This is a genomic window from Asticcacaulis sp. AC402, assembly GCF_000495835.1.
Classification (GTDB): domain Bacteria; phylum Pseudomonadota; class Alphaproteobacteria; order Caulobacterales; family Caulobacteraceae; genus Asticcacaulis.
The window spans coordinates 167,901-180,657 of record NZ_AWGC01000014.1 but is presented as its reverse complement, the minus strand read 5'-3'; the positions used below and the strand labels follow the sequence as shown (position 1 = coordinate 180,657).

The 12,757-nt window shown below is 60.4% G+C and carries 16 protein-coding genes; 11 read left to right on the top strand and 5 right to left on the bottom strand.

Annotation, left to right across the window (positions count from 1 at the left end):
* Nucleotides 1-3 precede the first annotated feature (3 nt).
* Genes ABAC402_RS29410 through ABAC402_RS29395 form a run of 4 tightly spaced genes read right to left on the bottom strand, consistent with a single transcriptional unit; the run spans nt 4 to nt 1,645 of the window.
* Nucleotides 4-204, bottom strand: a complete 201-nt coding sequence (locus ABAC402_RS29410) for a hypothetical protein (protein WP_155847361.1) — start codon at nt 202-204, stop codon at nt 4-6.
* Nucleotides 191-616: an arsenate reductase (glutaredoxin) gene (gene arsC, locus ABAC402_RS29405; RefSeq protein WP_023449327.1), complete on the bottom strand. Its 426-nt coding sequence runs from the start codon at nt 614-616 to the stop codon at nt 191-193. Before arsC ends, ABAC402_RS29410 begins: the two co-directional genes overlap by 14 nt.
* Nucleotides 613-1,317: an MIP/aquaporin family protein gene (locus ABAC402_RS29400; RefSeq protein ID WP_031235512.1), complete on the bottom strand. Its 705-nt coding sequence runs from the start codon at nt 1,315-1,317 to the stop codon at nt 613-615. The genes arsC and ABAC402_RS29400 overlap by 4 nt, the downstream gene beginning before the upstream one ends.
* Before the next feature lie 4 nt (nt 1,318-1,321).
* Nucleotides 1,322-1,645 (bottom strand): ArsR/SmtB family transcription factor, encoded by a 324-nt coding sequence (locus ABAC402_RS29395; protein ID WP_369751395.1) that lies wholly within the window; start codon nt 1,643-1,645, stop codon nt 1,322-1,324.
* Nucleotides 1,646-2,019: 374 nt separating this feature from the next.
* Here ABAC402_RS29395 and ABAC402_RS29390 point away from each other — a divergent pair, with 374 nt between their 5' ends.
* From ABAC402_RS29390 to ABAC402_RS29355, 8 genes are all read left to right on the top strand, one after another.
* Complete coding sequence (locus ABAC402_RS29390; protein WP_031235510.1) at nt 2,020-2,457, top strand: Rrf2 family transcriptional regulator; 438 nt, start codon at nt 2,020-2,022, stop codon at nt 2,455-2,457.
* A gap of 46 nt (nt 2,458-2,503) precedes the next feature.
* On the top strand, nt 2,504-2,704 hold the full coding sequence (locus tag ABAC402_RS29385; RefSeq protein WP_023449323.1) for a YezD family protein: 201 nt from the start codon (nt 2,504-2,506) through the stop codon (nt 2,702-2,704).
* Nucleotides 2,705-2,800: 96 nt separating this feature from the next.
* Nucleotides 2,801-5,155 (top strand): TonB-dependent receptor, encoded by a 2,355-nt coding sequence (locus ABAC402_RS29380; RefSeq protein WP_023449322.1) that lies wholly within the window; start codon nt 2,801-2,803, stop codon nt 5,153-5,155.
* Between the two features lie 75 nt (nt 5,156-5,230).
* On the top strand, nt 5,231-6,241 hold the full coding sequence (locus ABAC402_RS29375) for a sulfate ABC transporter substrate-binding protein (RefSeq protein WP_023449321.1): 1,011 nt from the start codon (nt 5,231-5,233) through the stop codon (nt 6,239-6,241).
* A 267-nt stretch (nt 6,242-6,508) separates the two neighbouring features.
* The gene (locus tag ABAC402_RS29370) at nt 6,509-7,126 is read left to right on the top strand and encodes a LemA family protein (protein ID WP_023449320.1); all 618 of its coding nucleotides are present in this window, start codon (nt 6,509-6,511) and stop codon (nt 7,124-7,126) included.
* A 24-nt stretch (nt 7,127-7,150) separates the two neighbouring features.
* Nucleotides 7,151-7,960 (top strand): YgcG family protein, encoded by an 810-nt coding sequence (locus tag ABAC402_RS29365; RefSeq protein ID WP_023449319.1) that lies wholly within the window; start codon nt 7,151-7,153, stop codon nt 7,958-7,960.
* A 2-nt stretch (nt 7,961-7,962) separates the two neighbouring features.
* A complete protein-coding gene (locus ABAC402_RS29360) occupies nt 7,963-8,658 on the top strand; it encodes a TPM domain-containing protein (RefSeq protein WP_031235508.1) in 696 nt (231 codons plus the stop codon).
* Nucleotides 8,655-9,233 carry a YcxB family protein gene (locus tag ABAC402_RS29355; RefSeq protein WP_023449317.1) on the top strand — a complete coding sequence of 193 codons (579 nt, stop codon included), beginning with the start codon at nt 8,655-8,657 and terminating at the stop codon, nt 9,231-9,233. Before ABAC402_RS29360 ends, ABAC402_RS29355 begins: the two co-directional genes overlap by 4 nt.
* Nucleotides 9,234-9,260: 27 nt before the next feature.
* On the opposite strand, the gene ABAC402_RS29350 is transcribed toward ABAC402_RS29355, so the two are convergent.
* Nucleotides 9,261-9,956: a hypothetical protein gene (locus tag ABAC402_RS29350; protein WP_023449316.1), complete on the bottom strand. Its 696-nt coding sequence runs from the start codon at nt 9,954-9,956 to the stop codon at nt 9,261-9,263.
* A gap of 272 nt (nt 9,957-10,228) precedes the next feature.
* Between ABAC402_RS29350 and ABAC402_RS29345 the strand changes: the two genes are divergently transcribed.
* From ABAC402_RS29345 to hisD, 3 genes are read left to right on the top strand one after another with little or no spacing between them, the layout of a single operon-like run.
* The gene (locus ABAC402_RS29345; RefSeq protein WP_023449314.1) at nt 10,229-10,546 is read left to right on the top strand and encodes a YerC/YecD family TrpR-related protein; all 318 of its coding nucleotides are present in this window, start codon (nt 10,229-10,231) and stop codon (nt 10,544-10,546) included.
* A 3-nt stretch (nt 10,547-10,549) separates the two neighbouring features.
* The gene (gene hisG, locus ABAC402_RS29340) at nt 10,550-11,428 is read left to right on the top strand and encodes an ATP phosphoribosyltransferase (protein WP_023449313.1); all 879 of its coding nucleotides are present in this window, start codon (nt 10,550-10,552) and stop codon (nt 11,426-11,428) included.
* Nucleotides 11,428-12,726: a histidinol dehydrogenase gene (hisD, locus tag ABAC402_RS29335; RefSeq protein WP_023449312.1), complete on the top strand. Its 1,299-nt coding sequence runs from the start codon at nt 11,428-11,430 to the stop codon at nt 12,724-12,726. Before hisG ends, hisD begins: the two co-directional genes overlap by 1 nt.
* Nucleotides 12,727-12,757 lie beyond the last annotated feature (31 nt).

The following is a 12,757-nucleotide window of genomic DNA, read 5'->3' as shown; positions in this document are numbered from 1 at the left end:
GCTTTAAAGGGCGTCGTCACCGCAAAGCTCACGGCCGACAAAGCCGATGACGTCGCCGCTTCTGGAAAGACTCCAGAAGACGAGATTGGGCTTATGCAGGTCGCCTGTCAGCATACCTTCGGCCGCCAAAAGGTCACGTAAACCTGGCGCCTCGGCGGCTATGGGGTCGAACGTGGCTTCGTTCGCCTGTTCAGCTTGACGCACGGCGGCCGTCAGCATCGATCATCAACTCACCGTCTTCCTTGTGGAAGGGGCCAGCAGGCCATGTATCCAGCACATCAAGCACGGATTCGGACGGGCGGCACAACTTCGTTCCCCTGGCTGTGACAACAAACGGTCGATTTACCAAGACGGGTTCCTGCACCATCGCCGACAGAATGTGCGCGTCATCGACGCCGGGCTCCAGCAGCCCCATCTCCTTCGCCGGCGACTTGGTTTCGCGCAGGGCCTGGCGCGGTGTCAGGCCTGCGTCGGCAAACAGCTTGCGCAGTTGATCAAGCGTCCAGCCGGTCTTCAGATAGTCGATCACGGCTGGAGCGTATCCGGCCGCTTCTATGGCCGCCAGGACATTGCGCGACGTGCCGCAATCGGGATTATGATAGATGGTTACGTTCACAGTTCAACCTCAGCTTTGATCGTGTTGGCGGTCGTTTGCTGCGACAGAAGCCAACGGAAGACTATGACAGCCAGTACGGCGCCGACGCACTGGGCGGCGACGAACAGTGCAACGGACGATGGCGCGATGCCCGCAAACGTGTCCGAAAGGCTGCGAGCGATCGTCACAGCTGGATTGGCAAACGCAGTCGAGGCCGTGAACCAGTAGGCGGACGTGATGTACAGGCCGACGGCGATGGGTGTGAAGTCCGGTTTGAAGCGCATGCAGCCCAGGATCGTCGCCAACAGCCCAAAGGTCGCCACGGCCTCCGAAAACGCCAGCGAAGGTCCGTCCCGAAGCCTGGTCGAAACCTGCATAATGGACTGGCCGAACATCGCATGGGCGGCAAAGACCCCAAGAACAGCCCCCACCGTCTGGGCGAGGATGTATCCGGCGGCCAGCCCCAGGCTCATCTCCCTGCGGAGAACGAAAGCCAGTGTTACCACGGGGTTGAAATGGGCGCCCGATACAGGGCCGAACAGGGTTATGAGAACAACGAGGCCCGCCCCGGTCGCCAGCGTATTGCCCAGCAAGGCGATGGCCGTGTTGCCGGCGGCCAGCGTCTCGCCCATAATGCCCGAACCGATGACGATCGCGAGAAGCAGCGCAGTACCCAGGCCCTCAGCCACCAGCTTGCGTAATGTGGAGAAACTGTTCGTCACGATCTTAGCACGCGCAGGTTAGTTCGGCGATAACCGGCTGACACAACTCCGGGGTACCGCCGCAGCAGTTTTCCATCAGGAAGCTCAGCAAGCCCTTTAAGCCGCTCATGTCCGCAAAGTAGCGGATGCTGCGCCCCTGGCGCGCGCCGCGGATCAGCCCGGCGTGCGCCAGGACGGACAGATTGGCGGACATGGTGTTTTGGCGAACACCGAGACGCTCGCCGATCTCGCCCGCAGGCAAACCTTGGGGGCCTACCTGTACCAGCAGACGGAAAACGTCGAGGCGGGTTTCCTGGCTGAGTGCACCCAAGGCATTAAGCGATTGCATCTTATCCATACATCAAGATTACATGATATATGGATATAAAGTCAACAGCGACACGCTTTATACCAACCCGCGAAAATCTTGACTCATCGTGGGTTGGCAAGTGCGACTGCGCGCCCGAGCTTTTGCGAGGAGCCATGCGGCGCTTGAGCTGAAAAAATGCGAATATCAAGAGTCATTCTTTATGAGGCTTGGTATTTGGTGGGGCGCATCGCGCCGCCACGTAACTACTTTATCACATACGACATTGTGTGGCGATCAGCCACAAATCAGTCTAATTTTCTACACGATCAGTTTAGTTTAAATACCATTGACCCGATTGCCATTAAAACATATCAAATTGGTGTAGATTTAATCGGGCATCGGAGAGGCAACACATGCTATCCATGAAAGCCAAATACGCGTTGAAGGCGCTGATCCATATGGCTCAAAGCACCTCTGCGACCCTGCCCAGCAAGCAGATCGCGGAGGCTGAAGACATACCGCAGAAGTTTTTGGACAATATTCTTCAGGAACTGCGCCAAAATGGCATCGTCGATTCCAAGCGTGGCATCTTTGGTGGCTATTTTCTGGCCCGGCCGGCCGCCGATATCTATCTCGGCGACGTTATTCGCATCATCGATGGTCCGTTGGCGCCCATCCGCTGTGCCAGCCTGACGGCCTACCAGAAATGCGACGACTGCCGCGACGAGACCACCTGTCACCTGCGCCGGCTAATGCGCGATGTCCGTGACGCCATGTCGGCCATTTTGGACGGCCGATGTTTGCAGGACCTGGTAACCGCACCTGATCTTCTCGAAGCCCGATCCGCCTAAATCCTTTTCGTTTCCTCCCCTATCCTGCTTTCCAGACGAGGATCACATGAGTGTACCGTCAGACCTGTCCGTGCGCCCAGATTTCAACCTCAGCGAGGCCGAGCGTCACATCCTGAACACCCTGCGCAACATCCGTTTCGGCGCCCTGGAGATTGTTATCCATGACTCCCGTGTCGTGCAGATCGAAAAAAGTGAAAAGACCCGCTTCGACGTGAACGGCAAACCCCTCACAGAAAGCATCTCCTGAAATGCGGAAATAGTCCGCACAAATGGCCATCTGACCGGACCTCTGGAAGTCGCGCCGTTCTTAACAACAGCACACAGCCACAAAAAGAGACCTGCCATGAGAAACCTGCTTCTGGCCACGACGGCCCTTGCCTTTGCCCTCCCCGTACTGCCTGCCTTTGCCGATGCCGCGGCCTCGCCTCAGACAACGCCCGGCGAATCCGCTGCCGTCTCTGGCAACACCACGACGGTCATCATCAGCGCGCGCCGCCGCAACGAAAACGTCCAGGACGTGCCGGTCGCGGTGTCGGTTCTGTCCGGCACCCAGTTGGAAGCCACCGGCACCTATTCGATCGAACAGGTAACCAAGCTACAGCCCAGCCTGCAGTTCCTGTCGCAGAATCCTCGCAACACTGCCGTTACCATCCGCGGTCTGGGCAGCAATATCGGCCTCACCAACGACGGGCTGGAGTCAGGTGTCGGCATCTATGTCGACGAAGTTTATTACGCCCGACCCGGCTCGGCTGTCGTCGACCTGCTCGACATCAACCGCGTCGAAGTCCTGCGCGGCCCGCAGGGCACGCTTTTCGGCAAGAACACCACGGCCGGCGCACTGAACCTGGTCACCAACGCCCCGACCTTTACGCCGGAAGGCAATGTCGAGGTAACCGGCGGCAATTACGGCTTCGTCCAGGCCAAGGCCGTGCTTTCGGGTGCGTTGACCGACAAGATCGCTGGCCGCATCGCCTTGGGGTCGACCCGCCGCGACGGCTGGTTCTACAACACCACCACCAAGACCCATCAGCAGGATGTCAACAGCCAGGCCGCCCGCGTCCAACTTCTGATCCGGGCGACGCAGGACGTCGACGTCAAGCTCAGCTACGACTACGCCTATCAGGACCCGGAAGCCAACACCCAGGTCTTCGTGCGCTACGGTGCAACCCAGCGCCCGGCCAACACCCAGTTCCCTTTCCTGGCTGGCCTGTTCAACTACGCCCCGGCCTCGACCAATCCCTACGACCGCCTGGTCGATGTCAACTCACCGCTGCAAGCGCGTCAGATATTGCAGGGTGGTTCGGCCCGTGTCGACTGGGACCTGGGCGATGTCACCTTCAGCTCGATCTCCGCCGTAAGGGCCTGGGACTGGACACCGCAGAACGACCGCGACTACACCGCCCTCTCGATCCGGACCAAGTCGAACAACCCTTCCGCCCAGAACCAGTGGAGCCAGGAGTTTCGTCTGTCTTCGGATGGTGACAGCAATTTCAAGTGGGTCGCCGGGATTTACGCCTTCGGCCAGGAGGTCCAGACCAATGGCGTTGAGGAATGGGGCTCCGACGCGGCCTTGTGGCTGATCGGGTCCAGCGTGCCCGGCAATCTCCTGACCGGTTACCGTGCCGACACCGACGTCCATTCGGAAACCACCTCTTATGCCGCTTTTGGGCAGGTTACCTGGGACGTGACACCCAGGCTGCACCTGACCGGCGGCCTGCGCTACACCTATGAGGAAAAGTCGGCCAAGTTCGCCCAAACCGTTTCCGGCGGCCTGGCGACCCTTGATGCCACCCTGATCTCGCGCAAGAACGGCATCGCCCGAAACCAGACCTATCAGGCCGCCTTTGTTGACCAGAGTCCGACCGGCCTGCTCAGCGTTGCCTATGATTTCAGCGACGATATCCTGGGCTATGTCACCCTGGCCAGGGGTTACAAGTCGGGCGGCATCAATGCCGCCGGCATCCCGACAGATGCGGCCGGCAATCCGTCCCTGGTCAGCGCCGTGATCAAGCCGGAGGACACGTCCAATCTGGAACTGGGCCTGAAAACGCAGTTCTTTGACCGGACCGTCACCGCCAACTTCGCCGCCTACGCCACCGACATCGACGACTACCAGGCCAATGTCGTCGACAATGGTCCGGGGTCGTTGCGCGGTTACCTGGCCAATGTGGAAAAGGTGACCGTGCGCGGTTTCGAAGTCGATACTGCCTGGCGTCCCAGTGCCTGGTTTACCGGCTATGCCACCCTGTCGTGGACCGACGCCAAGTACGACTCGTTCCGTAACGGACCGCCGCCGCTGGAATTCCTGACCGCGACCACGGCGGCTTATGACCTTTCTGGTAAACGCCTTCCCGGCGTGTCCGAATGGAGCGGATCCGTGGGCGGCGAATGGCGCAAGTCCGCCAAACTTAGCTCTGCCAATGGCGAGGTGTTCGGTAGTTTCGATCTGAGCTACCGCTCCGACTGGTATTCCGACGCGTCGGTGTCGAAATATGCATTGATCGAAGGCTCGACCCTGCTCAACCTGCGTACAGGTTTCCGCGGTGACGGCGGCACCGACGTCACTTTCTGGGTAAAAAACGCTCTCGATGAGGAATACCTCGCCTTCACTACGGTTCAGGCCGGTAATTCGGGCGCCATCTATGGTCAACCCGGTGACCCGCGTACCTACGGCGTAACGGTTCGCAAGGCATTTTAATTCACTTGTATTTTTTTACCCGCGCCGCCAATTTCCGCGGCGCGGGTAAACTCGCCTCTACGAAAGGACAACCTTATGAACCGGCGTGAACTTTTCGCGGGCTCCCTGGCCGCCTCGGCCGTTGCCCTCGGTGCCTGCTCCAGGCCCGCAGCAAAGATGAATGCGACGAAGCTGCTGAACGTGTCCTACGACCCGACGCGCGAACTTTACGAACAGTACAATGCCGCCTTCGCCGCCTGGTGGAAAGGCAAGGGTAATGCTGACGTGACAGTGCGCCAGTCACACGGCGGTTCCAGCGCCCAGGCACGGTCGGTCATCGACGGCGTTAATGCCGATGTCGTTACGCTGGCGCTCGCAGCAGACATCGACACGATCGCCGAAAAGACCGGCTTCCTGCCCAGGGACTGGCAGGGCCGCCTGCCGCACAACTCTTCACCCTACACCTCAACCATCGTCTTCCTGGTCAAGAAGGGCAACCCGAAGGCCATCAAGGACTGGGGCGACCTGGTCAAGCCGGACGTGGGTGTCATAACCCCCAATCCAAAGACCTCGGGAGGGGCACGCTGGAACTATCTCGCCGCCTATGCCTATGGCCGTCAGGCTGGCGGCGACGCTGGCGGGCTTGAGTACCTCAAGGCTTTGTTCAAGAATGTGCCGGTGCTGGATACCGGTGCCCGCGGCTCGACCGTGACCTTTGTCGAACGCGGCGTTGGCGACGTATTGCTCGCCTGGGAAAGCGAAGCTCACCTGTCGGTTGAGAAACTGGGTAAGGGTGAGTTTGAAATCGTTGTGCCGTCGATTTCTGTTTTGGCCGAGCCGCCAGTCGCCGTTATCGACAAGGTTGCCGAAAAGAACGGCAGTCTCGAACTCGCCAATGCCTACCTGAACTATCTCTATGACGATGCGTCCCAGGAGATTATCGCCCAAAACTACTACCGCCCGACCAGCGTGGCGGTGGCAGCCAGATATGCCGATCGTTTCCCGCAACTCAAGCTGGCCTCGATCGCCGACTTTGGCGGATGGACCAAGGTCCAGAAGGAGCAGTTCGAATACGGCGGCGTCTTCGACCAGATCACGAAGAAGTAGGATAATTTCAGCCTGCACCGTGTGAGCCTGCGGCCTTTATGTATCTCGGTTTTATCGCTTATCTTGCGCCTCCCCGCTTGTCGGGGAGGCGCAAGTGAGGGGATATCTGGCGAGAACCAACGAGGCACTGAAGGCCCAAACGGCAAAACTGAAGGCCGGATGACGCCAAATACCCTTTTGCCCCCTTTAAAAATGGGTTAAGACGGGCCACATGTTTACGGATCGGGGGGCTGACGGCTCCCCGCATGGGCACTAGGGAGCTGTTTTATGTTCAAGCGCATTTTGGGTCTGGTTGCTGTTGCCGGTCTGGCCCTCGGGTTGGCGGGCTGCGGTTTCAACACCATCCCAACCAAGGAAGAAGCCGCCAAGGCCAAGTGGTCCGAGGTCGAAAACCAGTACAAGCGCCGCGCCGATCTGGTGCCGGCCCTCGTCGCCACGGTGAAGGGTGCCGCCAAGCAGGAAAGCACGACCCTGATCGCCGTGACCGAGGCCCGCGCCAAGGCCACCCAGGTCACCGTGGACGGCTCGACCATCACCGATCCGGCCAAGTTTGAGCAATTCCAGAAAGCCCAGGATGGGCTGTCGTCGGCGCTCGGCCGCCTGATGGTCATTCAGGAGCAATACCCGCAACTGAAGTCGAACGAGAACTTCCTGACTCTGCAGTCGCAACTGGAAGGCACCGAGAACCGCATCGTTATCGCCCGCAAGGACTATAACGAGGCCGCTCAGGACTTTAACACAACTCTGCGCACCTTCCCCAGCATCGTTTGGGCGAAAACGGTCTACGGCAGTTCCAAGCCGATGCAGTACTTCACGGCCCCCGCAGGTGCCGACGTCGCTCCGACCGTCGACTTCTCGGATGTCGGCGCAAATACGTCCAAGTAAGCCGCAGCAGCAAGGCCAAAGCCAATGATCCGCCTCGCCCTCTCGGCCATCCGGCCATGGCTCGTGGCCTTGCTGACGCTCGTTCTTTGTGCGACAGCGGCTACAAGTGTCGCCTTCGCCGCGCCGCAGTTCCCGACGCAGAACAATACCCGCGTCATCGATGAGGCCGGCATCCTGTCCGATGCCGTCGAGCGCGACCTCGATCTGAAACTGAAGGGTCTGGAAGACGCGACCACCGATCAGGTGGTCGTGGTCACGGTCAAGGATCTGCAGGGCTACGCCATCGAGGACTATACCTACCAACTGGGCCGCGCCTGGGGTATCGGCCAGAAAGGCCAGGTCCAGGCGTCCAACGGCGAGACTTACAAGAATAATGGCATTGTGCTGCTGGTGGCGCCCAATGACCGCAAGGTGCGCATCGAGGTCGGCTATGGCCTGGAACCGGTAATGACTGACGCTCTGTCGTCGATCATTATCCGCAACGTCATTCTTCCGGAATTCAAGGCTGGCGATTACGAGGCGGGCGTCACCAAGGGGGCTGACGCCATCGTCGAGCAACTGGCCATGGACCGCCAGGTCGCCGTTCAAAAAGCCCAGGCTGCGGCCACCCAGAACATCGAAAGCGGCAGCTCCAATGGCGGTGGTTTTCCGATGATCATCATCATCGTCATCCTGTTCATTCTGTTCCTGTTCTCGCCCGGCTGGCTGAAATGGTTCATCCTGGGCCAGTTGCTCAGCGGCGGCCGGGGCGGTGGATGGTCCGGCGGTGGCGGTGGCGGCTTCTCGGGCGGCGGTGGGTCGTTCGGCGGCGGCGGTTCAAGCGGGAGCTGGTGAAAATGACCACAATGACTATCGACCACAGCCGCATCAATGCCGCCATCGCCAAGGCCGAGTCCACGACGTCGGGAGAGATTACCTGCATCGTCAAGGTCAAGGCGCTCGACTACGGTGAAACGCCGCTGGGCTGGGCGGCCGCTTTGGCCATGATCCTGCCTCTGATCATGGCAGGGACCGGCATGCTGCCCCACGACTGGCTGGCTGGCGTGCTGACCTCTGTCCTCGGCTGGAACAGCATTGCCGTCGACGGTACCCTGGCCATGTGGGAGGTAATCTTCACCTATGCCTGCATGCAACTGGCCGTCTTTGTCGCGGCCTATGCTCTGATCCGCTTCACGGGCCTCAAACTGGCGCTTACGCCGCTGGCGACGCGCCGCGCCAAGGTCCACCAAAAGGCTCTGGAGCAGTTTTACGCCCGAGGCCTGCACCTGACGGCCGCCCGGACCGGAGTGATGATCTTCCTGGCGGTCGAGGAACATGTCGTCGAGGTCATTGCCGACAGCGGCATCTATGCCAAGGTCGACAAAACCTTCTGGAACGACACGGTCACCATTCTGCTGAAGCACATCAAGGCCGGCGACACTACGGGCGGCTTCGAGGAGGCCATCGCCGTATGCGGTGCGGCCCTCAGCCAGCACTTCCCGCCGACCGGCGACAATCCCAACGAATTGCCGGACGTGCTGATTGAGATATGACCGACACGCCCCTAATCGTCCGGGACTACCGTATCGCCTGGCCGAACTATCACGATTTCGTCCTTGCTTGGGTGGCCCGGTTTACCCTTAGCCGCAGCAACATGATACGGTTTGCCGTCTACGCAGTCATTATGGCAGCCGTTACCCTAGTGCCTTTTCTTTGGGGCACTTCGCTTGATGCAGAGGGCGTTGTGTTCTTCGGTGTGCCCGTGGAGGCTGGGATGCGCGGCTTGTTCATCGTCACCGGCCTGATGACATCTTTTGGATTCGCAGCGATCTTCGCCTTTGTGATCGGCCCGGTCTTCGCCTATCTCTGGCAATCCGCCGCCTTTCTGGTGCGGTCCCCCACGACCAGCACCCTGACCCTGTCGCAGACCGGGCTGATAAAGGCCGGGGCGCATGGGGAAACGGCATGGTCTGACGTTGCGGACGTCCGCGAGACCACGGCGACGATTCTGATCTTCACCGGCTCCAACCACGCCCTGATCGTGCCCAAGGCAGCCTTTGCGACGCCGGAAGCGGCCGAAACCTTCTTTGCGAGCGCGCAATCTGCCTTTTTGCGCGCTCATTGCTAAGTTCGGCGCCCCTTCCCGTTACCGACTTCAGTTCTCGCGGCCGGCTTTCTCGACGTTGAGATCGACGCGACTGGCGCCGGCGCGGGCGACCATGATCCGGTCGCCCAATTCTGATAACCCGAAACTGGCATAGACATTACGCGCCGAAATCACGTCGATGGCCTGGCGCGTCTGGTCGTCCGGCACGATATTGAAGGTCAGGGCCTGGATGGTGACGCCACGCTCGGCCAGTTTCTTGTTGATCCTTGCCAGATAGGCCGCCTCGAACTTGGCCTGGTCGAAATCGATGATCGAGGTAGCGATCAGGTCCTCGGTGGCAATATCGCGCAGGATGATGTCGATCACCATGTTCTCCGCGCCTTCATAACGGCCGGAATCGTTGGCCTTGTCGTCCGCCTTAGCGTTCTGCTTGCCGAGGTATTTCGCGTTGGAGATGAACTTCAGCGGATCGGTGATCTCATAGGAATAGGCCAGTTCGGCATGGGCCAGAGCCCTGTTCTGGAACGCCACGCGAAACCGGGTGTCGCCCTGCATCGGAAAGCTGGGCACCGTGACCTTCAGCGCACAGACGCCGACACGCGACGGCACCATCTCGCCAACCGCTATCAGCTTCCAGTTAACGCCGCAGTCGTCGGAAATAACCGTCTGGGTATTGGAGGTCGCCCGTTCGCAAGCTGCCAGAAACAGCAAAGGCAGGGCCAGAAAAAAAAGATGTTTGCGCATGAAAAAGTCCCCTCAAAAAAAGAATCGTATCGTGGAAGCTGATCGGACAATCGTCAAGGGTCGCAAAAATCGCCTGAGTTCGGTTGACAACGAAAACGCCAAAATGTATTAGCACGATAACACATTGATACAACATCCAAGAGGAGGAAAGCTGTCATGACCGACGTCTGCCCACATGGTACAGCACTTTCCGGCGACATCACGGGATAGTTTCCCTTGCGCACCGCAGCCGGCTGACGTATCAGCCCGCTGGCACACCCGGAGACACGCGTATGGCGGCCGACCATCCCAGCCTCAAGGACGACATCACCCTTCTGCATCAGGCCTTCCTGGAGCTAAAAAGCCAGGAGGAGGTCAAGGATTTCCTGACCGACCTGTGCACGCCGAAGGAGATCCGGGCCCTGGCGGAACGCTTCCGCGTCGCCTGGCTATTGGATGACGGTGAAATGTCCTACCGCCAGATCTCAGACCAGACCGGCGTCTCGACCACCACAGTCACCCGTGTCGCCAATTTTCTGAACAATATGCCTCATCAGGGCTACCGCGCGGTGCTCGCCCGCATGAAAACCGATAAAAAACAGAAGACCTGAATTATGACCGAACCCCGCCTCCGCATCGCTGTCCAGAAGTCCGGCCGCCTGGCCGAACGCTCGCTGGAGCTGATCACCGGCGCTGGCCTGCGCGCCATCCGCGGCGCCAACGAACTGCTGTACCGGGTCGAAAATCATCCGATCGACCTGCTGCGGGTGCGCGACGACGACATTCCGACCTTCGTGGACGACAATGTCGCCGAGCTGGGCATCGTCGGCTTCAACGTGCTGAAGGAACACTTCCCGGACAAGGACCTGGAAGATATCATCGTGATGCGCTTAGGGTTCGGCAAGTGCACGCTGAAACTGGCCGTGCCGACCGGTTTCGACTACCAGGGGCCGCAGAGCGTCGCCGGCAAGCGCATCGCCACGTCATATCCAAATATTCTGAAACAATGGCTGAGCGAGAACGGCATCACCGCCGACATCGTCGAGATGCGCGGCGGGGTCGAGGTCGCACCGCGGATGCATATTGCGGACGCCATCTGTGACCTGGTCTCCACCGGCACCACGCTGGAGGTCAATAACCTCAAGCCCGTCGAACTGGTGCTGAAATCCGAGGCCGTCCTGATCAAGGCACCGCACGCCCCACAACCCGACCTGGCGCATATCTACGACATGGTGGTGCGTCGCTTCGACGGCGTCACCAAGTCGACCGGTGCCAAGTACGTCATGATGAACGCGCCGCGCGATCATCTCGATGAGATTATCGCCCTGATCCCCGGTTCCGGCAGCCCGACCATCATGAGCCTGGTCGACCCGTCCATGGTCGCCATCCATGCCGTGTGCGACGAAAGCGTCTTCTGGGAGACCCTGGACCGGCTGAAGGCGGCGGGCGCCTCGGCCATCCTGGTGCTGCCCATCGAAAAAATGATGCCGTGATGCGCACCTTCATCTGGAAAGAACTGGATGGGACGCAGCGCAAGGCCGCCCTCGCCCGGCCGAAAAACCGCCGCGACCCGACTGTTTTGGCGCGGGTGCGCGAGATCTTCGACGATATCGGGGCGCGCGGCCTGGACGGTTTACGCGACTGGGCGGTGAAACTCGACGGCTACGCGCCGCGTTACATCAAATTGGGCGAAAGCACTGTCGATGCTGCACGCGCCCAACTGACATCAGACGATCTCGCCGCCATGGAACTGGCTATCGAGAATGTCCGCGCCTTTCAGCAAGCGGAACTGCCCGGCGACGGCCCCGTCATTTCGCCCAAGCCGGGCCTGTCCTTGCGACGCCTTTTCCGCCCGATCACCACGGCTGGCCTGTATATCCCGGGCGGCCTGGCGCCACTGTTCTCGACCCTGATCATGACCGCTGTGCCGGCAGCCGTCGCCGGCGTACCCAACCGCGTCTGTATCACGCCGCCGGCGAAGAATGGCTCGATCCACCCAATGATGATCGCCTGTGCCGCAGCTTCTGGACTGAATGAAATGTGGGCTGTCGGCGGCGCCCACGGCATCGCCGCCCTTGCGCTTGGTGTCCTTGATGGCGTTCCCGCGGCCGACAAGCTGTTCGGCCCCGGCAACAAGTATGTCACCGAAGCGAAGAGATACGCCACCGAGCGCGTCTCGGGCCTGGCTATCGACATGCCGGCCGGCCCGTCGGAACTGCTGGTTATCGCCGACGATACGGCCAACGTGAAACTGGTCGCCGCCGACCTGCTCAGCCAGGCCGAACATGACGCCGACGCCCAGGTCATCCTCGTCGCCCTATCGGCTGACATCGCACAACGCGTTATCGCCGAGGTCGCCGTCCAGGTCGAGGGTCTGCCGCGCGCCGCTATCGCCAAGGCATCCCTCAATCAAGCCCGCGTCTTTATCGTTTCTGGCATTTCTGAAGCGTCCCACGTGTCCAATCTTTACGGCCCTGAGCACCTCGCCATCCAGATAGAGGACGTTGATGCCATCGTGCCGCTGCTGACCGCCGCAGGGACCATTTTTGCCGGCACCTATGCCGCCGAAACCTTCGGCGACTATGCCGCCGGCCCCAGCCACGTCCTGCCGACCGATGGCGCTGCCAAGGCCTATGACGGCATCACGGTGCGGTCCTTCCTGACCAGCTTTGTGGTTCAGAAGGCGACCCGCGAAGGCGCCGCCGCCATCGCCCCTGCCGCCGCCCGCCTCGCCCGTCTGGAAGGTCTTGAAGCGCACGCCCTGGCCGCAGATTTCAGGCTGGAGGTGTAGCGTGACGGAAGCAAGAAAAACCACCAAAACC